At 38.5% G+C, this 26,464-nt stretch carries 27 protein-coding genes and 1 pseudogene; 11 read left to right on the top strand and 17 right to left on the bottom strand.

The features are described from left to right. Positions 1-34: 34 nt before the first annotated feature. From oxyR to O1Q80_RS02455, 4 genes are all read left to right on the top strand, one after another. Positions 35-937 (top strand): DNA-binding transcriptional regulator OxyR, encoded by a 903-nt coding sequence (gene oxyR / locus O1Q80_RS02470; protein ID WP_386688471.1) that lies wholly within the window; start codon positions 35-37, stop codon positions 935-937. Position 938: 1 nt separating this feature from the next. Beyond that, positions 939-1,565: an HTH-type transcriptional repressor FabR gene (fabR, locus tag O1Q80_RS02465; RefSeq protein WP_386695483.1), complete on the top strand. Its 627-nt coding sequence runs from the start codon at positions 939-941 to the stop codon at positions 1,563-1,565. Between the two features lie 120 nt (positions 1,566-1,685). After that, the gene (locus O1Q80_RS02460; RefSeq protein ID WP_386695481.1) at positions 1,686-3,521 is read left to right on the top strand and encodes an ABC transporter ATP-binding protein; all 1,836 of its coding nucleotides are present in this window, start codon (positions 1,686-1,688) and stop codon (positions 3,519-3,521) included. Between the two features lie 116 nt (positions 3,522-3,637). Beyond that, entirely contained in the window at positions 3,638-4,564 is a 927-nt protein-coding gene (locus O1Q80_RS02455; RefSeq protein WP_386695479.1) for a TQO small subunit DoxD, read from the top strand. Between the two features lie 40 nt (positions 4,565-4,604). On the opposite strand, the gene O1Q80_RS02450 is transcribed toward O1Q80_RS02455, so the two are convergent. The 9 genes and pseudogenes from O1Q80_RS02450 to O1Q80_RS02410 all read right to left on the bottom strand — a co-directional run bounded on the left by O1Q80_RS02450 (position 4,605) and on the right by O1Q80_RS02410 (position 11,661). Beyond that, complete coding sequence (locus tag O1Q80_RS02450; RefSeq protein WP_386695477.1) at positions 4,605-4,826, bottom strand: sulfurtransferase TusA family protein; 222 nt, start codon at positions 4,824-4,826, stop codon at positions 4,605-4,607. A 32-nt stretch (positions 4,827-4,858) separates the two neighbouring features. Next, positions 4,859-5,920: a YeeE/YedE thiosulfate transporter family protein gene (locus O1Q80_RS02445; RefSeq protein WP_386695475.1), complete on the bottom strand. Its 1,062-nt coding sequence runs from the start codon at positions 5,918-5,920 to the stop codon at positions 4,859-4,861. A gap of 155 nt (positions 5,921-6,075) precedes the next feature. Further along, positions 6,076-7,572: a PTS transporter subunit EIIC gene (locus O1Q80_RS02440; protein ID WP_386695473.1), complete on the bottom strand. Its 1,497-nt coding sequence runs from the start codon at positions 7,570-7,572 to the stop codon at positions 6,076-6,078. Between the two features lie 134 nt (positions 7,573-7,706). Next, positions 7,707-8,249, bottom strand: a complete 543-nt coding sequence (locus O1Q80_RS02435; RefSeq protein WP_386695471.1) for a hypothetical protein — start codon at positions 8,247-8,249, stop codon at positions 7,707-7,709. Between the two features lie 56 nt (positions 8,250-8,305). After that, positions 8,306-8,629 (bottom strand): annotated as a pseudogene (locus O1Q80_RS02430) (allophanate hydrolase subunit 2 family protein); the annotation flags it as partial. An 89-nt stretch (positions 8,630-8,718) separates the two neighbouring features. Beyond that, on the bottom strand, positions 8,719-9,363 hold the full coding sequence (pxpB, locus tag O1Q80_RS02425; protein ID WP_386695470.1) for a 5-oxoprolinase subunit PxpB: 645 nt from the start codon (positions 9,361-9,363) through the stop codon (positions 8,719-8,721). Positions 9,364-9,507: 144 nt separating this feature from the next. Then, entirely contained in the window at positions 9,508-9,807 is a 300-nt protein-coding gene (locus O1Q80_RS02420; protein WP_386695468.1) for a DUF3861 domain-containing protein, read from the bottom strand. 37 nt (positions 9,808-9,844) lie between these two features. Further along, positions 9,845-11,056, bottom strand: a complete 1,212-nt coding sequence (locus O1Q80_RS02415; protein ID WP_386695466.1) for an ATP-binding protein — start codon at positions 11,054-11,056, stop codon at positions 9,845-9,847. 134 nt (positions 11,057-11,190) lie between these two features. Then, on the bottom strand, positions 11,191-11,661 hold the full coding sequence (locus O1Q80_RS02410) for a helix-turn-helix domain-containing protein (RefSeq protein ID WP_386695464.1): 471 nt from the start codon (positions 11,659-11,661) through the stop codon (positions 11,191-11,193). Positions 11,662-11,757: 96 nt separating this feature from the next. Here O1Q80_RS02410 and O1Q80_RS02405 point away from each other — a divergent pair, with 96 nt between their 5' ends. The 4 genes from O1Q80_RS02405 (at position 11,758) to O1Q80_RS02390 (ending at position 13,611) form a co-directional block, all read left to right on the top strand. Beyond that, on the top strand, positions 11,758-12,402 hold the full coding sequence (locus O1Q80_RS02405; protein WP_386695462.1) for a restriction endonuclease PLD domain-containing protein: 645 nt from the start codon (positions 11,758-11,760) through the stop codon (positions 12,400-12,402). Between the two features lie 38 nt (positions 12,403-12,440). Next, the gene (locus tag O1Q80_RS02400) at positions 12,441-12,584 is read left to right on the top strand and encodes a hypothetical protein (RefSeq protein ID WP_386695460.1); all 144 of its coding nucleotides are present in this window, start codon (positions 12,441-12,443) and stop codon (positions 12,582-12,584) included. A gap of 95 nt (positions 12,585-12,679) precedes the next feature. Continuing rightward, the gene (locus O1Q80_RS02395; RefSeq protein WP_386695458.1) at positions 12,680-12,916 is read left to right on the top strand and encodes a tetratricopeptide repeat protein; all 237 of its coding nucleotides are present in this window, start codon (positions 12,680-12,682) and stop codon (positions 12,914-12,916) included. 14 nt (positions 12,917-12,930) lie between these two features. Further along, entirely contained in the window at positions 12,931-13,611 is a 681-nt protein-coding gene (locus O1Q80_RS02390) for a tetratricopeptide repeat protein (protein ID WP_386695456.1), read from the top strand. 11 nt (positions 13,612-13,622) lie between these two features. Here the strand turns inward: O1Q80_RS02390 and dusA are convergent, their stop codons facing one another. Both dusA and O1Q80_RS02380 read right to left on the bottom strand, forming a co-directional pair. Continuing rightward, the gene (gene dusA, locus O1Q80_RS02385) at positions 13,623-14,618 is read right to left on the bottom strand and encodes a tRNA dihydrouridine(20/20a) synthase DusA (protein ID WP_386695454.1); all 996 of its coding nucleotides are present in this window, start codon (positions 14,616-14,618) and stop codon (positions 13,623-13,625) included. A gap of 15 nt (positions 14,619-14,633) precedes the next feature. Beyond that, positions 14,634-15,971: a chloride channel protein gene (locus O1Q80_RS02380; protein ID WP_386695452.1), complete on the bottom strand. Its 1,338-nt coding sequence runs from the start codon at positions 15,969-15,971 to the stop codon at positions 14,634-14,636. Between the two features lie 190 nt (positions 15,972-16,161). Here O1Q80_RS02380 and O1Q80_RS02375 point away from each other — a divergent pair, with 190 nt between their 5' ends. Both O1Q80_RS02375 and O1Q80_RS02370 read left to right on the top strand, forming a co-directional pair. Next, positions 16,162-17,055, top strand: coding sequence for a DMT family transporter (locus tag O1Q80_RS02375; protein ID WP_386695450.1), 894 nt, complete (start codon positions 16,162-16,164; stop codon positions 17,053-17,055). A gap of 50 nt (positions 17,056-17,105) precedes the next feature. Next, positions 17,106-18,758, top strand: a complete 1,653-nt coding sequence (locus tag O1Q80_RS02370) for a phospho-sugar mutase (RefSeq protein WP_386695448.1) — start codon at positions 17,106-17,108, stop codon at positions 18,756-18,758. A gap of 67 nt (positions 18,759-18,825) precedes the next feature. Here the strand turns inward: O1Q80_RS02370 and O1Q80_RS02365 are convergent, their stop codons facing one another. The 6 genes from O1Q80_RS02365 to O1Q80_RS02340 form a co-directional block, all read right to left on the bottom strand. Beyond that, a complete protein-coding gene (locus O1Q80_RS02365; RefSeq protein ID WP_386688497.1) occupies positions 18,826-19,152 on the bottom strand; it encodes a PTS transporter subunit EIIB in 327 nt (108 codons plus the stop codon). Between the two features lie 20 nt (positions 19,153-19,172). Then, positions 19,173-20,114, bottom strand: a complete 942-nt coding sequence (locus O1Q80_RS02360; protein ID WP_386695446.1) for an ABC transporter permease — start codon at positions 20,112-20,114, stop codon at positions 19,173-19,175. Between the two features lie 9 nt (positions 20,115-20,123). Further along, a complete protein-coding gene (locus O1Q80_RS02355; RefSeq protein WP_386695444.1) occupies positions 20,124-21,623 on the bottom strand; it encodes a sugar ABC transporter ATP-binding protein in 1,500 nt (499 codons plus the stop codon). Positions 21,624-21,679: 56 nt separating this feature from the next. Next, entirely contained in the window at positions 21,680-22,639 is a 960-nt protein-coding gene (locus tag O1Q80_RS02350; RefSeq protein ID WP_386688503.1) for a substrate-binding domain-containing protein, read from the bottom strand. A 90-nt stretch (positions 22,640-22,729) separates the two neighbouring features. Then, positions 22,730-24,331, bottom strand: coding sequence for a xylulokinase (locus O1Q80_RS02345; protein ID WP_386695442.1), 1,602 nt, complete (start codon positions 24,329-24,331; stop codon positions 22,730-22,732). Between the two features lie 29 nt (positions 24,332-24,360). Further along, on the bottom strand, positions 24,361-25,140 hold the full coding sequence (locus O1Q80_RS02340; protein ID WP_386695441.1) for an SDR family oxidoreductase: 780 nt from the start codon (positions 25,138-25,140) through the stop codon (positions 24,361-24,363). A gap of 186 nt (positions 25,141-25,326) precedes the next feature. Between O1Q80_RS02340 and O1Q80_RS02335 the strand changes: the two genes are divergently transcribed. Beyond that, entirely contained in the window at positions 25,327-26,442 is a 1,116-nt protein-coding gene (locus tag O1Q80_RS02335) for an ROK family protein (protein WP_386688509.1), read from the top strand. Positions 26,443-26,464 lie beyond the last annotated feature (22 nt).

Genomic DNA, 26,464 nt, shown 5'->3' with positions numbered 1-26,464 from the left:
TTTTAATTGTTCATATCTATAAGGAAGTTTTTTTATGAATATTCGTGATTTAGAATATCTGGTGGCACTTGCCGAATATAAACATTTTCGGCGTGCAGCGGACGCATGCCATGTTAGTCAGCCTACATTAAGCGGGCAAATTCGCAAATTAGAAGACGAACTCGGTATTATTCTATTAGAACGCACGAGCCGTAAGGTGCTATTTACGCAATCGGGATTGCTGTTAGTAGATCAAGCCAAAACGGTATTACGTGACGTTAAATTACTCAAAGAAATGGCGAGTAATCAATGCAGGGATATGACTGGTCCACTACATATTGGGGTTATCCCAACGGTTGGTCCGTATTTATTACCGCATATTATGCCAGTATTAACACGAGAATTTCCAGAGTTAGAATTATTCTTATACGAGCAACAAACCTCTCGTTTGATCGATCAATTAGAAACGGGCAATTTAGATTGTGCCATTGTTGCTTCAGTAGAAGAAACTCAACCATTTATTGAAGTCCCCGTTTTTACGGAAAAAATGTTGATTGCCGTACCCGACCAACATAGTTGGGCAAATGAACAACAAATCTCACTTGCTGCATTGAATAATAAAGAAATTCTTATGCTAGATGATGGTCATTGTTTAAGAGAACAAGCGCTTGGATATTGTTTTTCTGCGGGTGCCAAAGAAAATTCCCATTTTCAAGCCACAAGTCTTGAAACCCTACGCAATATGGTCGCAGCCAATGTCGGGATTACCCTAATGCCACAGCTTGCTGTGCATAATGAAAAGGAACGTCAAGGTGTAAAATATATCCCTTGTATCGATCCTGAACCGAAACGTTCTATTATACTAATTTACCGTCCTGGCTCGCCATTACGTCAACGTTATGAACGTATTGCTCAAATGATTAAAAATACAATTCAACCAATTTTAGAAGAAAATTAATATGGCAGGAATTCGTGCTTTACAAAAAGAAAAAACACGGCAAGCCTTAATTAATGCTGCTTTTAACCAGCTAACGGCTGAAAAAAGTTTTGCTAATTTGAGCTTACGTGAAGTATCAAGAGAAGCGGGTATTGCTCCTACTTCCTTTTATCGTCATTTTAAAGATATGGAAGAATTAGGTTTAACCATGGTTGATGAAGCGGGTTTAACCTTACGACAATTAATGCGACAAGCCCAGAAACGCTTGCGTAATGGTGGTAGCGTTATTGAAATTTCGATTGATACTTTTTTTGAATTTATTGAAAATGATCCTAACGTTTTTCGTTTATTATTGAGAGAAAGTGCTGGAATTTCTTTGCTTTTTCGCACCGCAGTTTCCCGTGAAATTAAACACTTTATCGAAGAATTAGGCGAATTTATTACCTATCGTTTTAATTATTCAAGGTATATCGGTTATATGCAAGCTGAAGCCAGTGTAACACTGACCTTTAGTGCCATGTCAAAAGCCTTAGATATGGATGAAAAAGATCGTGCAGAATTAAAAAGACGTGTTATTTTACAACTCCGAATGATTGCCAAGGGGGCGCAATTTTTCGCTGTAAAAGAAAAAGACAAAACGACGGATTAAGCCAAATTCAGCAGATAAAAGCAAAAAGTGCGGTGCTTTTTTGATAGATTTTGCGTTATAATAGGTACAGATTAAGGCAACCTTCCCGTTGCCTTTTGTTTTCTTATAGGTATAACAAAAATGTTAAATAAAATTTTTTCTTGGTTTGAAAATCGGATTGATGCCTATCCTGATACGCCTCCCAAGACACCTGAAAAAGGTTTATGGCGTTTCTTATGGTCAAATTTAGAAGGCACTAAAACGTGGATCGCATTGTTTGCTTTTTTAACCATTGGTATTGGTGTTATTGAAGCGTTAATGTTTCAATTTATGGGGAAATTAGTAGATTGGCTTGGTGCTTATACACCTACAACATTATGGGCGGAAAAAGGACCCTATTTAATTGGAATGTTTGTTGTTTTAGTCTTAAGCATCGGTTGGACATTGCTCACCTCAATGGTTCGTTTACAAACCCTACAGGGCGTATTCCCAATGCGTTTACGCTGGAATTTTCACCGTTTAATGCTAGGGCAAAGTTTAAGTTTTTATCAAGACGAATTTGCAGGGCGTGTTTCGGCTAAAGTCATGCAAACCGCTCTTGCGGTGCGAGATACCGTTCTCACAGTGGCAAATATGGTAATTTATGTCGGAGTCTATTTTATTTCCTCAGGGGCGGTATTAGTCGCTTTCGATAGTTGGTTCTTAGTCCCCTTTATTTTGTGGGCGATTATCTTTGGCTGTATTTTATACTTCCTTATTCCTAAGTTAGCCAAAACCGCAGAACACCAAGCCGATGCTCGTTCGCTTATGACAGGACGAGTAACCGATGCTTATTCCAACATTGCCACAGTAAAACTCTTTTCACACGGCGAACGTGAAGCTGCCTATGCTAAAAGATCGATGGAAGAATTTATGCGGACTGTTCATGCTCAAATGCGGTTAGGCACAAGCCTAGATGTATTAACTTATGCGAGCAATATCTTCTTGACTTTAAGCACCGCCGTTTTAGGTGTGGTACTTTGGCAACAGGGTGCAGTTGGTGTCGGAGCCATTGCGACCTCCACTGCCATGGCATTACGCGTAAACGGTTTGGCGCATTGGATTATGTGGGAATCCGCCCGCTTATTTGAAAATATCGGTACAGTGAATGACGGCATGGAAACTCTATCAAAACCGCATACTATTCTGGATAAACCCAATGCCATCGCACTACAGGTAACACAAGGTGAAATTCGTTTTGACAACGTAAACTTCGCCTATTCCCCTGAAAAACAATTACTCCAACAATTTAATTTAACCATTAAGGCAGGGGAAAAAGTCGGTTTAATTGGACGTTCGGGTGCGGGAAAATCCACCATCGTCAATTTACTCTTACGTTTTTACGAACCTCAACAAGGCACCATTACGATTGACGGGCAAAACATATTAGACGTACAACAAGAAAGCCTACGTAGCCAAATTGGATTGGTGACGCAAGACACTTCATTGTTACACCGTTCTGTACGTGAAAATATTATCTATGGCCGCCCCAACGCTACCGAACAAGATATGCTTAATGCCGCCCAGCGTGCCGAAGCAGCAGATTTCATTCCGTTATTGAGTGATGCAAATGGTCGCCGAGGCTATGATGCTCACGTTGGCGAACGGGGCGTAAAACTTTCAGGCGGACAACGCCAACGTATTGCCATTGCTCGCGTAATGTTAAAAGATGCCCCAATTTTATTGCTTGATGAAGCCACCAGTGCCTTAGACAGCGAAGTTGAAGCGGCGATTCAACAAAGTCTTGATAAAATGATGGAAAATAAAACCGTGATCGCCATTGCCCACCGTTTATCCACCATTGCCGCAATGGATCGTTTGATTGTGTTAGATCAAGGACAAATTGTAGAACAAGGCACCCACGCTGAATTGTTGGCTCAAAATGGCTTGTATGCCAAATTATGGCAACATCAGAGCGGGGGATTTTTGGCGGAGTAATACACATTTCATAAAGAAAAATTAATTTTTCTTACATTTATGTGACAGGGATCAAAGCATTAATACCCAAAATTAGGAATAATGACCATTCAAAATTTACAGAAAGGAAATCTACTATGAATAAAATAACGACTAACTTACAAATGCTTGCTATACGAGCTATATCCATCACAATGGGATTTGTGATCTTTTCTGCAGGCTGGCGAAGATTTATTAATAATCCAATACGCCACGATATAACCAATGCAGGACATCTTTCTAATAAATTAGTGGCTGCGGCTCCAGGTTCACCGATTGAAAGTACTATTCATTGGGTTTTATATCATCCTGCTGTTTCTGAATTTTCAGTTTATGCTATTTCAACTATTGAATTAGTGCTTGGCTTATTCTTAATGATTGGTTTACTCACTCGATTAAGTGCTGTGGGAGCTGCGATTTTGCATTTTTCTCTAATGCTTATTTTGGGTTGGCTAGGACACGAATGTTTAGATGAATGGACTATGGCAGCGTTAGGATTTGCCATCGCCGTAACTATTATGCTAACAGGAAGTGGCACTTATTCTGTTGACCATTGGCTCAAAAAAGATTTCTTAGCCAGCTGGTTCAATCCACCAGCAATACAAAAATTGCTAGTAATTTTGTCCATTTTAGTGACAGTTGGGTTCTATCAATATTACTTCAATGGTTTGGGACATTTCAAAAAAGAAACTCCAACAGGGCAATTCCGTATTGTTGCTCAATCCATACCAGAACATAATGATCAAATCACCCTATACGTCAATGCTGGTAGTTCATCAAGTCCTGCTTTCGTCAAAAATATTACATTTCAGTTAGCTAATGGCGAGCAAGTTGTACAACAGCCAGAACAAATTCAGGTAGTAAGAAGTCATTTTGAACCTTGGTCATTAGGAGCGGGAAAAATCACCGATGGTGTAATGCGTTTAACTTTAGGTTCTAAAGTAGATATTGTCATTCCTGAGGGGGCAACATCAGCGATAGTTGATATTATTGATGCGAAAAAAGATCCTAAAATTTCTTGGTAAGCATAAAAAAGCGGATAAATAAATCCGCTTTTTTTAATGATTATTTCACCACCGTAATCGTCCACTTCGCATTACCAACTTGCTCAAAATTAGTGACCTCATAGCCTTCTTCGGCAGCCCAGTTTGGGATAGCTTCGGTAGCTTGGGTACAGTCAAATTCGATTTCAATACCATCGCCTTTGTTTAATTTTGCCATTGCTTCTTTGGCTTCCACGAGAGGGAATGGGCAAACTAGCCCAGCAGTTTCTAATTTTACGATCATAATGTTTCCTTTCTGTTAATCTAAATCATCTCTTACGCACTGGCTTGAGCCAATGCAAGGGCTTTTTGACGTGGGCGAACGAATAAGAAATGCGACATTGTCCACGCCCCTAAAATGGTAAAGAATAACGCAATCCATCCTTTGGAACTCATTATCGCGGTTGCGGTTAAGCCATTACCGATAGTACAACCGCCTGCAAGTGATGCCCCAATCCCCATTGCTAAGCCGCCTAATGTGCTATGGTATAAGGTTTTTATGTCGGGTAAACGCCATCTAAATTCACGGCTGCCTTTGGCGGCAATGTAAGAGCCGATAAAAATCCCCAACACAAGGAATAAGCCCCAATTTAAACTTTTGGTATTGCCTGTCACCAAGAAATGCACGATGTCTGCGGATGGCGTAGTGATCCCCAAACCGCCCACACGCCCTGTACTTTCACTGGCTGGCCACGCAATCAAAGCAATCACGCCGATAATCACAGCCGCTACAAACGGATGATAACGTTTTTCGAATAACCAATGACGTAGTCCTGTAAATTTGGCTGGCAAGGTTGCCACTTTGTTTTTTGGACGATTGATAAGGGTTTCACGCACGCCATAAAAAACCGCCACCGCTAACAATGCCACCAACCACCAGACAGAAATCCCTAAGGTTTGAGCGGTGTTATCATTGACTCGTCCGTATTGCGAAAAGGCTTTTTTGAAATCAGCTAACGCACCATATTTCATCATAGCAGAACTGAGCATGTACATTGCTAACGCCAACCAGCTCCCGATCAATCCCTCACCTGCACGATACCATGTCCCTGTAGCACAACCGCTCGCAAGAATAATGCCAATACCAAAGACAAATGAACCAATAATAGTTGCCACTACGGAATAATCTTTATAAGGCAAAGATACATAACCTAACTGAATCAGCGTTAATACACCTACACTTTGCACCAAGATAGCAATCAAAAAGGCATAAAACATTTTATAATTGCCTGTCACATACATATCACGAAATCCACCAGTCATACAAAAACGGGTTCGTTGTAATACAAAACCAAAGACGATTCCTAATACACCGCCTGCAAACATTGTCCAAAGCATAACATTTCCTCCTAGTAAAAATAATGAAAGAATTATGCAAAAGCTACTTATAACGAGCCAATAATTTTTTGTTAAGTTATATTTCTTTTAGCTATAAAAATGCGGTGAAAAACGTTTATTTTTCCACCGCACAATGCTATTAACCAGCAATAACGTTAATCATCACGCCCCAAAAGCTGATTAATTTCGGCTTTATATAACACCGCTTTTGCACCGAAAATAGCTTGAATACCGCCACCGACTTCAAGCACTTCAATCGCTCCGACAGATTTGATGGTGGCTTTATCGACTTTCTTCACATCCGTAACGGAAACACGTAAACGAGTGATACAAGCATCGACATTTTCAATATTATCTGCTCCACCAAGGGCTTGGATAATAATTTTAGCATTCTCGGTTAAATCTGTTACGCTGCTCTCTGTATTATTGGTTTCACTTTCTTCACCACGCCCTGGGGTTAAAATATTAAATTTACTAATAAAGAAACGGAAAGAGAAATAATACAATGCAGACCATACAGCCCCTTGGAATAACACTAAAATCCAGTTGGTATGTTCATTGCCTTGCAAGATACCAAATAATAAGAAATCAATAAAACCACCTGAGAACGTATTCCCGATGCTAATATTGAGATAATCCGCTACGAAGAAAGAAACGCCATCTAAAAAGGCATGGAACACGTATAACAATGGGGCAATAAATAGGAACATAAACTCAATCGGTTCAGTGATACCTGTAATAAATGAAGTTAATGCGGTACTCAAAAATAAGCCTGCGAATGCCCCACGGCGAGCTTTTGGCACGGCATGATACATAGCTAAACAGGCTCCAGGTAAACCAAACATCATGGTGGCAAAACGCCCTGCGAAGAATCTTGTTCCTTCGGTAAATAAGCCTAGATGATTTGGATCAGCAAGTTGAGCAAAAAAGATTTTTTGCGCCCCAACAATAGTTTCGCCATTCACTATTTCCGTACCGCCTAATTCGGTGTACCAAAATAGTGGATAAATCATGTGATGTAACCCTACCGCACCACATAATCGCATTAAGAAGCCATAGAAGAATGTACCAATTTCGCCCATGTCGGCAATGTTTTGACCAGCAATCGTCAGCCAATTTTGGAAAGTAGGCCAAATTAAGAAGAACACAGCCCCTACAAAAATCGCACTAAATGCGGTAACAATGGGTACAAAACGAGAACCGCCAAAGAAACCTAATACCTGTGGTAGTTGAATATTATGGTAGCGATTATGTAACGCCACGGAGATCAAGCCCATGACTAATGCCCCAATAACCCCTGTATCAATGCTTTTAACTTCAGGTGCAAAAATAGGGATTAATGCTGAAATCGTGCCAGTCATGATTAAATAACCCACCACAGCGGCTAACGCAGCGACACCTTTATCACGTTTGGCTAAACCAATCCCCAACCCAATACAAAGCAATAGGGATAAATTCGCAAAAACCACATTTCCTGCGGCTGCCATAATGGTGAAAATGCCCTGTAAAGTGGCATTATTCAACACAGGATAGGCTTGAACAGTGGCTTGATTAGATAACGCCCCACCAATACCAAGCAATAAACCAGCGGCAGGTAAAATAGCGATAGGCAACATAAAGGCTTTGCCTACTTGTTGAAGTGTTTTGAACATAGAAATCTCCTTTTGATAGAAATTAACAAAATCATTTTACTCCAAAAATATGCGGAATGGTGAATTTTTTATTCGTTTAGCTGACACAAAACCGCCCAACAGCGGTTTTATATTTAATTACAATGGTTTGCTTACTAACCAACCAGTTTAGTGATGTAAGATACCAAGGTTTGTCCACTTAACACTGCCATTGATACCACCACTAATCCGCCAACAATCGTCATCCATAATGGGTGTTTATAATCCCCAACAATTTTGGTTTTATAAGCAGCTAACAAAATTAAACCAAGAGAAATGGGTAAAATAAGTCCGTTTAATGTGCCGACAAGCACCAACACTTGAGCGAGTCGCCCTAAATCTGCCTGAATAACACAAGCGATTTTAGGATAGCCACCTGTCGTTTGGGTATCTGCCATTAACACAATAGGCTGACCACTTGGTGGCACTTGAACCGTGCCAAATTGCACCGCATGGGAAAGCATTTCCAATGGTTTTTTCAAGCTCAACGCCTCACCCTCAAAACGATAGCCTTGTCGATTACTATTACTTTGTAAACACCAAGATTTTTGCCACCAATGATATTGAGAGGTTTTAGTAAAGGCTTCATATTCAGAAGATGGCAACGCATGCAGTGTATCCGTGAGTAAAATCGGTGCAATGCCAATGTTCGAAAGCACTTGGCTTTGGGGGGGGGCAATGGCAGTTGATCCCCCTCTTGCAAGGCTCTCCCTTGCCAACCACCAAGCTGGGTTTTCAAGTCAGTACTGCGAGAGCCTAATTCAAGAGGCACATCAAAACCACCTTGTACACACAAATAACCATACATACCATAATTCGCTTTGACAAATTGTAAAATTTGCCCTGCTCGCACAGGGTAACGCCAATAGGAATACACTGGCTCATTATCTAAATAAGCCTCATAAAATGCACCCGTGATACAAAAACTGCTGTATTGTTCAAATTGCACAGTCATACTGCCTAAAGCAATTTCAATCGCACAAGCATTTTGCTGATTGGCAAGTAATAGATTACCCGCCTTTAAAGCAAGGGTATCCATAGCACCGCATTGTCCAATACCTAAAGAGCGAAAACCAAAACGCCCCAAATCCTGTAAAGTAGCAAAGGTCTGAATTTTTAGAATTTTCATCATAACTGCACGCTCTCTACCACAAATTGCACCGTATCCCCTGCTTTCAATAAGGTCGGCGGATAATTGGACTTATCAAATAAAGGTAAATCCGTTCGCCCTAAAATTTGCCAGCCACCTAGTGAACTAAAAGGATAAATACCCGTTTGACTGCCACCAATACCCACAGACCCAGCAGGCACAAGCGTTCTCGGTACTTCTCGCCGTGGTGTATGCAAATGTTCAGGCAAACCACCAAGATAAGGAAACCCTGCCTGAAAGCCAATCATAAACACGGTATAAATCGGTGCGGTATGCCGTGTAATAATATCCTGCGGTAACACCTTATGGAAAGTAGCAACGTCCATCAAATCTTGTCCAAATTCTCCGCCATATTGCACTGGAATTTGAAAATGTTTCCCTTGATATTGTTGGTTTTCTACCTGACTCCAATATTTTTTTAGTCGTTCACTAAAAACCATAAGATCCGCACCAAGTGCGGTGAAAACAGTGAGATTATTCATGCCAACAATGACTTCACAAATGCCCTCTTGTTGATTCAATAAACCCGCAAATGCCCACAACTTACGCTGCTTATCTAGTTCAGCGGGTGGAGGTAAGGCACAAACTAACGCATTTTCACTTATTACCGCAATATTTAACATTTTGTTAAATCCTCGTTAAAACTGTATTTTCTATAAATAAATGGGATTGAGGGACTTGTCAAGGAAATCGTAAAAAGCAGGAATAAAAAGTGCGGTGAAAAAATAAATTTTTTTTCACCGCACTTCACCATTCATCTTGGTTTCTTAATCTTCAATCTTTCTCGATTTTCCCTTAATAATCTTCATCATTTCTGCAATTTGGGGCTTCAGTTCCTTGAACAATGGATTATCACGATGTTCCATGACCACCTCGGTCATTAACTTCAATCCCACCGCAAAACGTTGTGCCATTTCTAAAGTAAAACCGTCACGCTGTTGTGTTCTTTCAATAATTACAAAAATATTATCATGATTGGGAGCGGAAAAGGTGATTTCTTGATTCACTTCGTTACCCTCATGATCACTGAGGTATTTGACATTGACTTGATATTGATGTTGTTTCATACTGCCTCCTTTTGAATTATCTTGCTGCTTTTCTAGTTTACCATGCCATTTGCAAAAACTCTGCAATATGATAATGCTTTATGCCGTCAAGATGTTCATTCCACCATTCATCCATGGTGATCACATATTTAGGATGGTTATCTTGAATGGCTTGTAACGGTGAAAATTCACGTTGTACTGTGTCTTGATTCTCCAATTTATAGGCTACTTGCAAATAAATTTTTTGTTGCGATTTTTGTGCAATAAAATCAATCTCTTTATCACCTAATTTACCAATATAAACCTGATAACCTCGGCGTTTTAATTCTAAATAAATAATATTCTCCAATAGTCCTGCGATTAAGCTAGAACGAAACCCCATCGTTGCATACAGCAAGGATATATCACCTAAATAAAATTTCTCTTGTGTTTTTAAAATCTCTTTTCCCTTAATGTCAAATCGTCCAACTCGATGCAAAATAAAGGCACTCTCTAACGCATTCAAATAATTATAAACCGTATTTAAATCTATTTTGCTTTGCTGGCTTTTAAAATAATCCGCCACATTTTTGCCTGAAAAGGTATTCCCCACATTATCAAAAGCATAACGAATAATCCGTTCTAATAATTCCACATCACGGATTTTGTGACGTTGCACGGTATCGCGTAAAATGACCGAAGTATAAATATCTTGTACAATCTTATAAATAGTTTCTTCATTAAAATCAGCAGTATGCACGACTGGAAAGCCCCCTTTTCGTAAATATTCATTAAAATAGGGCAAAGGCAAATAAGGTTGATCAGAATAATACTGCTTAAATGCGAGAAACTCTTGAAAAGAGAGCGTAAAAATAGGGATCTCAATATAACGCCCAGCTAAATAAGTAGAAAGTTCTGATGATAATAAGTGAGAGTTTGAACCCGTAATATATAAATCAAGATTAAAATCAACCATTAACGCATTGACCGCCTTTTCCCAGTCAATCACTTCTTGAATTTCATCAAATAAGACATAATATTGTTGATTAGTTTGAATACTATCCTTAATAAAGGCGTAAAGGGTTTGTGCGGTTTTTAACTCTGCGGTCACGAAACTTTCAAAGTTAAGATAAATAATTTGCTCTTTCGTTACGCCATTTTGTATTAATTCATCTTGCAGCATTTTTAATACTGTTGATTTACCTGAACGGCGAATACCTGTAATCACCTTGATAAAAGGTTTATTAATAAAAGGTTTAAGTTGAGCAAGATAATTGGGGCGACTAATCATGTAGAATCCTTTTGGTTATAACCATAATAATCGCATTATACATTTATATTTTTGTGGTTACAACCATAAATAACATGTAAAAATACAGCTTTTTCATGGTTATATTTAGATATTTAAGCGGGCAGGTTTTGTGTTTAATGAGATAATGGTTCTTTTCTCAAACTTTTAACTAATTGTTTTAACACATCAATTTCATTTTTTTTGGCAACAAGTAATTCGTCTTTTAAGGCAAGTTCTTTTTTCAAATAGGAGATTTCTATGGCTAATTCTGTTTGATTTGAACCGAAAATATTTAAACTATGATTGTTTCCTCTTTCCGAAAACAAGACTACATTTTTTTCGCCTAAAGACATCAATTCAATAATATCCATATCTAACACTTGCACGATTTGCTCTAATTTAGGCAGTGATAAACGTGTTTCGCCACGTTCAATCTTTGAATAACCATTAGTGGACATACCCAGCTTATCTGCCATTTCTTCTTGCGACCAATTTTTGTTCTCACGCAGAAAACGGATCTTTTCATTGACTTTCATATAACCCCCACTATTTCGGTATAAATCACTACTTGGGGTTGATTGTAGCATCGGTGATGAGAATGGCATAATTTTATTTAAATAATCTTGTATCCCAGACTTCGGTAGCAAGGCAATATCGTTCCTGTACGAAATTCAGACGTTAAAATAGAGAGGTAGAATAGAATGTATAAAATAGCCTTATTTCTCAGAACCCAAGCAAATCCCAATTTTTTTAGAAATATCGTTTTAGATTGTCTAAGTGAAAAATACAATACTTATATTTTATGTAGTGCATTTTTTCAAGAAAATAGTTTTAGTACAAGTGCTGAAATTATTAATAAATTGAAATTAAATATAAATAAACACCTAGATATTTATGGATTATATCGTGGTAATTGGAGTAAGCAATTTAATACCAGTTGTAATAATATCGTCAATTATGCTAATCAAAATAAAACAAAACTTTCTGTAAATTGTTACCAATTTAAGCCAAACTCTCACGCAAAAATATTTATGGCAAAAGAAAATAATACTCCCAAGTTAGCTATTATTGGTAGTAGTAATTTGAGTGCTGGGGCTTTTGCAAACAGAACTTCTAAAGAAAGATGGAATCAAGAAAGCGATGTTATCTTCTGGAATAATCAATGTAGCATTTCAAATAAAATCATAGAAAATGTAATAAATAAATTACCTATAGAATTAAAACCATTTATTTACATCTCGAATTATAACTCAGACCACATCAGAAAGGACATTTCTTGCCAAAAAAAACTTGAGCGTTTAGAACAGTTAATGAAGAATAACTCTATCAGAATTCCAAAAAATTAAGAAATGCACCAATCTAAATCCAACATAAGGAAATTAAAATGTTTAAAAAATTACTTTTAGCAACACTAATCGGAATGTCTTTTCCCACATCATCTTATGCAAATGAAATTAATGATCTCACAACCAAAGCCGAAGCAGGAGATTTTTTTCTCAAATTTCACTGGGTCTTAAATATGAAATAGGAGAAGAGGTTGAAAAAGATCCTGTTAAAGCAGTTTATTGGTATCAAAAAGCTGCTGAACAAGGGGATGCAAACGCACAATTTAATCTTGGTAATATGTATAATAATGGGCAAGGCGTAAAACAAGATGACCGACAAGCGGTCTATTGGTATCAAAAAGCCGCTGAACAAGGGGGTGCGGAAGCACAATTTAATCTTGCTTTAAAATATTATAAGGGGCAAGGTGTAAGACAGGATAAACAACTCGCTAAAGAGTTATTTGGTCAATCCTGTGATAATGGTTATCAAGGCGGATGTGATAATTACCGTAAATTGAATGAACGAAGATATTAATAAAGAAAATTATAATGTACAAATTTTTGATACTTGTATTATTTTTCGTTATTCCTGCCCACGCTAACCAAATCGATCAACTCAAACATCAAGCCGAGCTAGGCGATACCAATGCTCAAACGATGTTAGGATCGAGATATTTTATTGGCGATGGGGTGGAAAAAGATTATCGCTTGGCGTTGAAATGGCATAAAAGTGCGGCGGAAAAAGGGGATGTGGATTCACAGAATATTGTGGGGGTGATTTATCAATTAGGCTTAGGCGTGAAAGAAGATCATTCGCAGGCGTTCTTTTGGTTTAAGCAAGCTGCCGAGCAGGGCGATGCCCCATCACAGGCGGAAATTGCTGAAATGTTGCTCAATGGTGATGGTGTGGCGAAAAATGAACAGCAAGCGTTGGTGTGGTTTCAAAAATCCGCTAATCAAAATCATCCTAAAGGCTTATTTGGGTTAGCCGATCTTTATCTTTCAGGCAAAGTGGTGGCGCAAGACGATAAAAAGGGCTTTCAGTTAATGAAACGTTCCGCCGAAAAGCAGGATCTTTTTGCGCAATATGCGGTGGGGTATTTATATGAAAACGGCATTGGCACTCGCCAAAATAGAACCGTGGCCAAAGAATGGTATGGGCGATCTTGTGATCGTGGTTTAAAAGGGGGTTGTCAGGCTTATCGTAAACTTAATGAACAGGGATTTTAAGCCACCACGATTTAATCCGCTTCCACAAACCCCAATGCCGTTTCCACTACGTCCACCCCAGCATTCGGCTTGCAGGCATTTTCACTTAAATGTCGTCGCCATTGTCTTGCCCCTTTGCAGTTTTGGAATGCACCGAGCATGTGGCGAACAATATGATTTAAATACACGCCCTGACTGAGTTGACTTTCAATATAAGGGAACATATTCCGTACCGCTTGATGAGCAGTGATTATCGGTGCGTTAGGGTCAAATAAGGCTCGATCAATTTCGCCTAATAAAGACGGATTTTGATAGGCTTCACGTCCTACCATCACGCCATCAACCTGTTGCAAATGGGTTTGTATTTCTGCAATGGTTTTAATGCCACCGTTAATGCTAATCCAAAGGTGCGGGAAATCTCGTTTGAGCTGATACACTCGCTCGTAATCTAAAGGTGGAATTTCACGATTTTGTTTTGGGCTTAAGCCAGAAAGCCAGGCTTTGCGAGCATGGACGATAAAATCCTGACAGCCCACGGCTTGCACTTTTTGCACAAAATCACACAGAAAATCATAGCTATCTAACTCATCAATGCCAATTCTGGTTTTCACCGTGACGGGAATTTGCACCGCACTTTGCATAGCTTGCACACAGTCTGCCACTAAATCGGCTTTTGCCATTAAGCACGCACCAAACATGCCGTTTTGCACTCGGTCGGACGGACAACCGACATTTAAGTTAATTTCCTGATAGCCCCGTTGTTCCGCTAAAATCGCACACTGTGTGAGCTGTTCAGGGTCGCTACCACCTAATTGCAAGGCAACTGGATTTTCCGCTAAATCAAACGCTAAATGATCATATTTGGCGTGAATAATTGCTTGAGCCGTCACCATTTCCGTATAAAGCAAAGCCTGCTTAGTAAATTGACGATGAAAATAACGGCAATGACGTGTCGTCCAATCTAACATTGGTGCAACAGAAAAACGTCCACGGTAATAAGGCGTAGGAAAGTGCAGTTGATTTTGCATAAGTTTTTAATAATCCTAATGGCTTTCTTCTTGAATACGCTGACGAAAACGTCCTGCGGCAAAATGATAAAACGGTTTTGGCATAATCTGACGTGACACAATGGTGGAAATAATACCGCCAATTAATAACCAGATTAACACGGGTTGACTACCCGTCATTTCCATTACCACGACAGCTGCTGTCACGGGTGATTGCGTGGCACCTGCTAAAAAGGCTGCCATACACAATAACACCAATAAACGACCATCTACGAGTTCACCAGTGAAACCAGAAATCTGTGAGCCGATTCCAGCTCCCACTGTCAATGCAGGTGTAAAAATACCACCAGCAATCCCAGTCCAATAGGTCGCAACCGTGGCAAATAATTTGGCAATACCTGTAGTTTCTGGTTGAATCAGTTGCCCATCTAAGGCTTGCGTGACCACTTCATAACCCGTGCCATAGGTTTGTCCGTTAGTATAAGTGCCTAATCCCGCAAGAATTAGCCCTAAAATTAATGCCATAGTAACGGGGTGATGGCGAACCCAACCACGAATCAGGGCAGGTACCACACCAGCTACACCTTTCGCCAATAAACGAGCAAAAATCCCCCCTAAAATTCCACAAATAACACCGCACATTAGCACCCAAAGCAAAATATCTTTTGTATTTGTAGCACCTTTGTATAATGGAAAATAAGGGTTGTTACCGTCAATCGCCACTAAAATAAAACCCGCTGCAAGAACGCCTAATAACACACGACGTTCCCAACGCAAAATTACCCCACGCCCCAATTCTTCAAGGGCAAAAATAACCCCAGCTAACGGTGCATTAAAGGCAGCCGCTAAACCACCACCTGCACCAGCTGCCATTAATTCATTGGCATTCAAACCACGAAAAGCAATATTATGATGATGACACCAATTTCCCCAAGCCAACATCACCGCTGCCCCCACTTGCACCGAAGGACCTTCACGCCCCACCGATGCACCAAATAACATGGCTAAAAAAGTTAACGGGATTTTCCACAAAGTTTGCACAAATTGTACTAAATAGGACTTTCTCACGCCATGTGGTAAGCTCAATGCAGCAATGACTTGCGGAATACCACTACCGCCCACATAAGGCGTATATCTCGGTGTAAACCAAGCTAACAACGCCATACCCAAAGGTAATACCAGCCAAACTGCAAGGGGATATTTAGCCGTCCAAAGTGCGTTCCATTCCAGCCCTAATTCTGCTAATTTCGCAAAACCAAGAGAAAATAAAGCAACTAAACTCGCCCCAATCAACAGGCAAGAAAATTCAATGGTTTTTCGAGAAATGCGGTGCGTTTGGCGTAATTTTTTATGTAACAGGTAACGAATATTCATAGCGATCAATATACATAAGAGATGTCTTTCATAGGGAATTATATTAGCATAAATTCAGTGCTAGAACTGGTCTATTGTTACGCATATAGACAAAAAAACTGTGAACCATCTCTCATTTTCAAGGTTTATTGCTTTATTTTTTAGGTATTTTGCGACAGTATTGCACATATTTTTTATCATATAACAAGCCATGCACAACGAACAGCTGACTCGCCTTTCTTATATCATTCTAATGGGCTTTGGTTTCCCCATTATGCGGTTTATGAGCATTCATTTTGAAACCTTAAATAATAATGCCGTCAGATTCTTATCAGGTGGATTATTTTTCGTATTGATTTGTTTGGTAAAATTTAGACAAGAACTGAAAAAAATATGGGTAGAGCCGAAGATTATTGTTAGCCTATTGCTATTAGCGGTATTTATGACGGGTAATATGTATTTTTTTATTAATGGACTAAAATACACCTCCGCTTTAGCTGGCAGCATTTTTGGTATTTTAGCGATGCCATTAGCCATTATTATGGCAGCCATTTTCTTTCAAGATGAACGCCAACGAGCTAAACAAAAACGCTTTTATGTCGGCAGTCTGATAGCGATTATAGGTTCGCTAATCTTTGTTTTTTATAGTAATAAAAATGCACAAAACAGCGATTTTCTACTCGGTTCACTGTTTTTAGCCACCGCTATTTTTATTCAATCTATTCAAAATTTGTTGGTAAAACAGGTGGCAAGAAAATTGCACGCTATTGTGATTAGTGCCTCCACCGCCACCCTTTCAGGATTACTTTATCTTATGCTTGCCATTCATACCAATAGCATTGAACAACTGCAACAGGTCAATCAAGGGCTATTAATCGGTTTGGGGTTAGCTGGGATTTATGGCATGCTGACAGGCATGTTAATGGCATTTTATATTGTACAAAAACAAGGGGTGGTGGTGTTTAATATTATTCAATTAATCATTCCCCTTTCCACCGCAGTTATTGGCTATTTCACTTTGGGTGAAAAGATTAATCTATATCAAGGAATGGGCGGAATAATCGTGATTTTAGGTTGTATTTTAGCCTTGAAAAAGATAGGCTAAATAATTAACAACCATGTTAATGATTATTTTAATAAAAATAAGGAGATAGTATGACAACAATTTTTAATCTTGCACAAAACTGGTTAGCACAAGATCCCGATGCAGAAACCAAAGCAGAATTAAATCAATTAATTGAACAAGCACAAGCAGGTGATAAGGCTGCCACAGATGAACTCAAAGCCCGTTTTGACGGACGTTTGCAATTTGGCACAGCTGGCTTACGTGGGCGTTTACAAGCTGGCTCAATGGGTATGAACCGTGTTCTCGTGGCTCAAGCTGCTGGCGGTTTAGCCAAATTTATTCAAGGTTATGATGAAAAGCCCTCCATCGTTTTAGGTTATGACGGTCGGAAAAATTCCGATGTTTTCGCTAAAGATACCGCCGAAATTATGGCAGGGGCTGGCATTAAAACCTATTTATTGCCACGCAAATTGCCAACGCCTGTGTTAGCGTATGCCATTCAGCATTTTGACACCACGGCTGGGGTAATGGTGACCGCAAGCCATAACCCACCAGAAGATAATGGCTATAAAGTGTATTTGGGCAAAGCCAATGGTGGTGGTCAAATTGTTTCACCTGCCGATAAACAAATTGCCGCCTTAATTGATGATGTGGCACAGGGCAATATTCAAGATTTGCCACGCAGTCAGGATTACATTGTGTTAGATGATGAAGTCGTCAACGCCTATATTGAAAAAACGGCAAGCCTAGCTAAACAGCCAAAAGCCGAGATTAACTATGTTTATACAGCTATGCACGGTGTCGGTTATGAAGTGTTAAGCAAAACCTTGACTAAAGCATGTTTACCACAACCCCATTTAGTCACTGAACAAATTCAACCCGATGGCTCATTCCCAACGGTGAATTTCCCTAACCCTGAAGAAAAAGGGGCATTAGATTTAGCCTTTAAATTAGCCAAAGCGAAAAATGCAGAATTTATTTTAGCTAACGACCCAGACGCAGACCGTTTAGCTGTGGCAATGCCTGATGCTCAAGGTAACTGGAAAGCCTTGCATGGTAATGTGATCGGTTGTTTATTGGGTTGGTATTTAGCCCAGCAAAATCAAGGAAAACAAGGCGTTCTAGCTTGTTCTTTAGTATCATCGCCAGCGTTAGCAGAAATTGCGAAAAAATACGGTTTCCAATCGGAAGAAACCTTAACAGGGTTCAAATATATTGGCAAAGTACAAGGCTTATTATTCGGTTTTGAAGAAGCCATAGGCTATTTAGTTGACCCCGATAAAGTGCGTGATAAAGACGGTATTTCTGCGGCTATTGTGTTCCTTGATCTCATTTGCTATTTAAAACAACAAGGCAAAACCCTTGCTGATTATATCGCAGAATTCACCCAAGAATTTGGTGCCTATGTCAGTGGTCAAATTTCTATTCGTGTCAGCGATTTAAGCAAAATCGGCGAATTAATGACCGCACTTCGCCAAAATCCACCAACTCAAATTGGTGAGCATACCGTTGTACAGGTAATCGATCACTTAAAAACCGAACGCCAAAATGATATTTTGGTCTTTATCCAAGATAACGGCAGCCGCTTAATTGTCCGTCCATCTGGTACCGAACCAAAAATCAAATTCTATTTAGATGCCAAAGGCGTAAATGCAGAAAATGCCGATCAGGTGTTAAAAGACTTTGATAACGCCGTGCGTGCCATGTTGCGTGATGAGAAATATGGTGGGCAGGATTGTTAGGTTGTTGATGGCTTAAAAAATAAGCGTTGCTAATAATTGAGCAACGCTTTTAATTATATATAATTCTCTATGCTTTCTCTAAAACAGCCTTAATAGATTCAGCAATTGCCCCTGATTGTTTACCTAATATAACGTGTAATTCATTATCATTAACAGCAACATTCCCTTTTGAACCTAATTGTTCAAGTTTGCTGAAATCTACAAGATTGAGATTAGCTAAATTTAACCTTAATCTTGTAATGCAATAATCAACCCCTGTGAGATTTTCTTTACCGCCTAATGCCATAATGAATTGTTCCGCAATCTCTTTCGAGATTTTATCTAACAGGTCAACTTCTGTTTGGCTCGGTTGACCACTTAGAAGATGTTTAATTCGTTCTAAAAAATTTGCCATTATTTACCTGCCTATCTCAATTATTTACTCAGTTGTTGCTTGGTTTTTAAACTTTCTAATAATACGGCAAGGATAATAATTCCGCCTTTCACCACTTGTTGATGATAGCCAGGAATATTCAATAAATTCATTAGATTAGAGATAATACTGAGAATAAATACCCCAATTAACGTATTTAATACCGTCCCTTTACCACCTGATAAACTTGCTCCACCGACAACAACTGCAGCAATGGCATCTAATTCAAATCCAATACCAAACACAGGTGAACCCACACCTGTTCTGGTGGTTGCCAAAATACCTGCCACTGCACAAGCTATGCCACTAATAACATAAACAAAGAATTTGTGTCTTTCTACTCGAATACCTGCAAAACGAGTCGCTGTTTCATTACTCCCAATGGAAATCACAATTCTGCCAAAGACCGTTTTCTTATAAACAAATAAGGTGGCAAGGAAAGTAATAAATAATATATAAAAAGGTAATGGAATCCCCAATAAATAACCCGTACCAAAATCCGTAAAACTATCATCGTTGATAAAAATTGGTTGTCCTTTTGATACAATTAAACCTAATCCACGAGCTACCGTCATCATTGCTAAGGTCGCAACAAAGGGAGCAACTTTAAAATATGCAATTAATCCGCCTGCAATACCGCCAATAATTGCACCGCATAAAATACCAATGATAGTACTACCGAATATGCCGTAATCAGGCATATAGATCGCAATAATCACGGACACCAATGCCATTATTGAACCAACGGATAAATCAATTCCCCCCGTTAAAATCACAAACAATAATCCCAATGAAACAATACCTAACGGAACACTTTGTCTTAGTACATTAGTGATATTCTCAAGGGCATAAAATCGGTCAGATAATAATGCTGACACAACAAGCATTATGAGAAAAAACATAATGGTTGAGTGTTGTAAGAAAAATGAGTATGCTTTTTTCATAAAAACTCCTTAATTTAAATTCTCACGTTTAGGAATGGCTAATTTCATAATATTTTCTTCGGTTATTTGTTCACCTTGTAATTCACCCGTAATTGTGCCTTCGCTCATTACATAAATTCTGTTACACAAACCGATAAGCTCAATTAATTCTGATGAAATAACTAATAATCCATAACCTAATTTCGCTAAATCAGAGATAATGCGATAAATTTCTGCCTTTGCCCCAACATCAACACCACGAGTGGGTTCATCAAAAATGATGAAATCACAATCTGTATTTAACCATTTGGCTAACACGACTTTTTGTTGATTACCACCACTCAAACTGGAAATAGGGTCAAATAACGAACCTAATTTTATTTGTAATAACTTTTTGAGTTTTTCACCCATAGATAATTCAGAATGATGATTAATAATGCCGAATTTAGAAATCTTGTTTAAGGTTGACATTGTCATATTTTCTAAAATTGACATATTCAAAATCGCACCTTGTTCTTTCCGACTTTCAGGGACTAAGCCAATCCCTTGTTTTATTGCATCGGTTACATTGGAGAATTTTAATAGTTGACCATTTTTATAAATTTCCCCTGATGTGATTGGATCAATACCAAAAATACATCTTGCGACTTCTGTTCGACCCGCTCCGACTAAGCCAGCTAAACCCACAATTTCGCCTTTTTTCACATTAAAAGAAATATTCCGTAATAATCCTGTTCGATTAAGATCTTTGACTAATAATAAGTCATCATCTTGTGGAACAATCTTATCAGGATATAGGGAATCTAATTCTCGTCCTACCATATATTTAATAATTTCATCTTCATTAGATGTTTTTGGATCTAATTCAATAATCGTCTGTCCATCTTTAATCACTGTAATTGAATCAGATATACGGAATAATTCTTCTAAACGATGGGAAATATAAATAATGGTAACGCCTTTTTGTTTAAGTTTATTTAGGTTGTCAAATAGAATATCAATTTCAGGATCAGCAAGTACTGCTGTGGGTTCATCTAAAATTAAAATATTCACGTTCTTGGTTAAAGCCTTAGCAATTTCCACCATTTGTTGATAGGCAACACTTAAATCACCCAATCGCATTGTTGGGGGAATATTAAAACCTAAAGAATCTAATGCTTGTTTCGCTTGTTGATTAATTGAATCCCAGTTAATGGTTTTTTTACCTTGCCCCAAATCATCAAGAAAGATATTTTCAGCAACGGAAAGATCGGGGGATAAGGCTAATTCCTGATGAATAATCCCAATCCCTTTGCGTTGGCTACTTTTAGGATTAGTAAAATGAACTTCCTCGCCATTTATTTTTATTGTTCCACTATCTTTAATATAGATTCCAGATAGAATTTTCATTAAAGTGGATTTTCCAGCACCATTTTCACCAATTAAAGCGTGAATTGACCCTTTTTTAACATTCAGATCAATATTCTGTAATGCTTTTACGCCACCAAAATGTTTGCTTACATTACGGATCTCAATAGCACAATCACTCATATCATCTCCTTTTTTCAAGATAGTGGAAGTTAAAACTTCCACTATTCATTGGATTATTAGTACAAAGAGTCTGGGTTATATACTTTTTCTACATTATCCTTGTTAATTAACAATGGTTTAATATAAAGATAGTCAGGAAAATCACGTTTACCTTGTTGATATTGAGTAATAGTGTCAATCGTAAGTTTAGTTAACGCATCTGGATTATTTGATGCTGTGGCTTGTAATTCGCCTTTTTTCACCGCTTCTAAACCAAATTTATAACCATCGTGAGCATACACTTTCACATTTTCTAATTTGCCAGCCGCTTTCAATGCACGTAGACCACCTAATGCCATATCGTCCATTTCAGCGTAAACGGCATTCACTTTATCACCATTTGCAACAATGGCATCTTCCATTGCTTTTAAACCACCTTGTTGATCCCAGTTACCCCAAACTTGCGTTAAAACATTGAGTTGAGTGTGTCCATATTGACGTAATTGAGCTTCCATTACACCACGGATAAAGTTAGTACGGCGAGCTTCACCCACTAAATTACCTTGATTACCACTGATAAGCACAAGATTGATAGGTTTATCGCCAAATTGTTTTACGGCAAATTCACCAATCATAATATTGTTTGCCGCATTATTCGCTTGAATACGAGTAACAACGGGGGCTTCTAAAGAAATATCACTATCTAAAGCAATGACTGGGACTTTTGCTTTCGTTGCCATTTCTGATATTTTAATACCTGCCACAGGATCTTGTGGATTTAACACTAAGTAGTTAATTCCTTGTGAAAGCATATCTTCCACATCAGCAACTTGTTTATTCAAATCACCTCGAGCATCCGTGGTAATTAATTCATAGCCTGCCTCTTTAGCGTGAATTTTCATATATTCAGTTAAGCCATTAAAGAACGCACCATTTAAAGTTCGATTAGCAAACCCAATTTTAACGTTGTCATTGGCAACGGCTGTTGTACCAATAAGTGATAAAGAAAGAGCAAGAGCTGTGAGTAATTTTTTCATATAAACCACCTTAGTTTGGGTTAGTTAAAAATGTTGAAATTTCTACCGCACTTTAGGGTAGTCATTTCGGCTTAAGAATGGGAAATCCCATTAATTCTGATTCGTTGCAAAATTTGCGGCGACTTGTTCAATCGCTAATCCATTTTTATAACGTTGAATAAAGGTTTCATAGCCTTGAACCCAGTTAGGTTCTGGATTCACCACATTATCCGAACTATTCACAAAGACGATTTTGTCTAAATAGTCGGTTAAAGAAATTGAAGTTTGTTGCATATAAGCCGCTAACAAAGCAATCCCCCAAGCACCGCCTTCACTTGCTGTTTCTAGTACCGCAACAGGCACATTCAATGCAGCACTCAAGGCTTTTTGTGCGGTTTCTTTGCTTTTAAATAATCCGCCGTGTGCAAAGATTTTTTCAATGTTGACACTTTCTTTTTTAGTCAAGGTATCCATGCCTAATTTCATTGCACCAAATGCAGTGTAAAGTTGCACAAGCAAGAAGTTAGCCAACGAAAAATCGGCTTTGGCAGGATGTAAGAACAACGGGCAACCCGTGGTAAGATTGACACCATGTTCGCCAGAATAGAAACAATATGACAATAATCCACCACCGTCAGGTGTGGCTTCTAATGCTTTATTAAATAGACCAGCATACAATTCATCAGGCGTAACCTTAATATTAAAGACGTTTAGCACTTCATCAAATACTTGAAACCAAGCATTAAGATCTGAACTACAATTTTGCGAATGAGCCATTGCCACAAGATCACCTGCTGGTGTCGTGACCATATCAAGATCCCGATAAACCTGTGATAACGGTTTTTCCAATACCACCATCGCAAAAGCCGATGTACCAGCGGAAACATTACCTGTTTTAACCTTAATACTATTGGTCGCCATCATTCCTGTGCCAGCATCACCTTCAGGTGGACACAGCACGCAACCTGCTTGCAAATTCCCCGTAGGATCGAGCAAGCGGCAACCTTTTTCGGTTAATAATCCTGCTGATTCACCTGCAACCAATACTTTCGGAAGAATATTTTCTAATTTCCAATTAAAGTGTTGTTGAGAGATTAATTCATTGAATGTATTGATCATTCGGCGATCATAATCTTTTGTCGTAGAATCTATTGGGAACATCCCTGACGCATCGCCAATGCCCAATACTTTTTGTCCTGTTAATTGCCAATGTACATAGCCACTTAAGGTAGTAATGTAAGCAATGTCTTTAGTATGGCTTTCCTGATTTAAAATAGCTTGATAAAGGTGAGCAATGCTCCAACGCTGTGGAATATTATATTGCAATAAGTCGGTTAATTGGTCAGCCGCCACCGCTGTGGTGTTATTACGCCAAGTCCGAAATTCTGCGAGTTGGTTATCTTGCTCATCAAAGGCAAGATAACCGTGCATCATTGCACTCACGCCCATTGCCGAAATGTGGCGAATAACCGTGTTATATTTATCTCGCACCACAGAACTCAAATCTTGATAGCTTTGAGCAATACCTGTCCAAACTTCATCAAGAGGATACGTCCAAATGCCATTGACAAAATGATTTTCCCACTCAAAGCTCCCTTTGGCTAAAATATTCCCATTTACATCAATTAATACCGATTTAATCCGTGTTGAACCTAGCTCAATACCTAAATAAGTTTGACCATTTTCAATCAACGTTTTTGCATTGCTACACATAAAATCTCCTTACATTGTTAAAGGATCGTTTAGAAACAGGTAAATGCACCATCTACAATAAAATCTGAACCTGTAGTAAAGCTACTGGTATCACCAGCTAAATAAACACAAATGGATTGTAACTCTTCAGGTTTGCCTAAACGATGTAACGGTGCCATTTCATTCCAAGTTTTAATCAACGGTTTAAGATCTTCTGAATTTAAGGTTAATTCTGTACCGATATAACCAGGACTTAGACTATTGACTCGTACATTATGTTTTGCCCACTCAATAGCGAGAGATTTCGTTAGCTGAATAACCCCTGCTTTGGATGCGTTATAGGCACATTGTGGCTGTGGAACATTGACAATATGAGCAGACATTGATGCCGTATTAATAATTGAACCACCTGTACCCTGTTCAATCATTAATTTTCCTGCGGCTTGTGCGGTTAAAAATACCCCTGTTAAATTGACATTAATCACCTTTGACCATTGCTCTAAACTCATTTCTTCCGCAGGAATATTCATACAAATTCCCGCATTACAAAAGGCAATATCCAGTTTTCCAAATTCTTTTTTAATCACATCAATGAGATTATTCACACTGGCTAAATCGGTCACATCCGTTTTAACGGCAATCGCTCTCACATTCTCCTGTTGGCTAATTTCAGCCGCTGTTTTTTCTGCTTCTGCAATATCAAAATCAGCAATGACCACATTCGCTCCAGCTTGTGCAAAAGCAATCGCCACACTTTTACCAATTCCCCTTGCTCCACCTGTTACAAAAGCGGTTTTGCCAGTTAGTTTCATTTTCTCTAAGATACTCATACTAAACTCCTTATAAATGTTGATATTTATAGAAATCAGCTTTATTAAAGCTGCTTTATATAAGTCAATTTAATCTGATCAATTTCATTTTGCAAGGGACTTTGTTAAAATGCCTTCCAAAAAGTGGAATTTTTTATGATTTTGTGATCTCAGTCACAAAATTTGATGGTTCAAGGGCAAAATATAATGAAGAATGAAGAATATTTAGATATAAAACAAACCAATTACCGCAATATTTATCAGCTATTTTTCCAAAATAAGCATTTATCTAAACCTCAGATAGTGAAAATGCTCAATTTGAGTTTACCGACTGTTGTCAATAATATCACTGAACTAGAAACCGAAGGAAAAATCAAAGAAGAAGGTTTCTTTCAACCACAAGGTGGCAGACCTGCCATTGCCTACCAATTAGTTGATGATGCTTTTATTTCCATTGGGGTGGAAATTCAACAAACCAAAGTATGTTGCATTGCATTAAATTTAAAAGGAAAAGTCATAGATGTCGATACTGTGTCATTATATTTCGAGAACGAACCACCTTATATAGAAAATATCAGTCAAGTGATTTATATGTTTATCCAAAAATTAGCTTATTCCCACAAGCAGATTTTGGGTATTGGTTTCTCAATCCAAGGTATTGTAAGCAAAGATGGACAATCTATGTTGTATAGCCGAGTATTATCTAGCGAATATTTTGATTTTAAACAATTACAACCTTATTTTGATATTCCCACCATGTTATTTCACGATGTGAAATGTGCAGCTTTGACCGAACTATGGTTTTCTGAACATATTGATAATGCCATTTATGTTTCTATTAGTGAACATTTAGGTGGAGCAATTATCATCAATAATCAAATTGATTTGGGCAAAAAAGGCTATTCGGGAGCATTAGAACATTTACAAATTCATACCGAAGGGAACCTTTGTTACTGTGGACAACGTGGCTGTTTAGAAACCTATTGCTCACTTTCAGCATTACTCGCCCCCGATGAAACTACTGAAACATTTTTTGCATCTCTTAGAAATAATGATGATCTCTCCGTTATGCGTTGGGATGCTTTTTTAGAGCATTTAGCCAAAGGATTAAATACGGTGTACTTACTGCTAGAACGAGATATTATTTTAGGTGGCGAAATTTCATTCTATCTTATTGAAGATGATCTAAAAATTTTACAAAAACGCATTCGTGAGCTTTCGACTTTCCCCCTTGACAGTGATTTCATTCGCATAGCTACCCAACAAAAATATCCCAGTGCTATCGGGGCAGCACTGCCTTTTTTAATCAAATATTTAGACTAATTTTAACCGCACTTTGAGAGCC

This window comes from Lonepinella sp. MS14435 (genome assembly GCF_042485795.1).
GTDB lineage: Bacteria > Pseudomonadota > Gammaproteobacteria > Enterobacterales > Pasteurellaceae > Lonepinella.
This window is presented reverse-complemented; position numbering and strand designations above follow the sequence as displayed.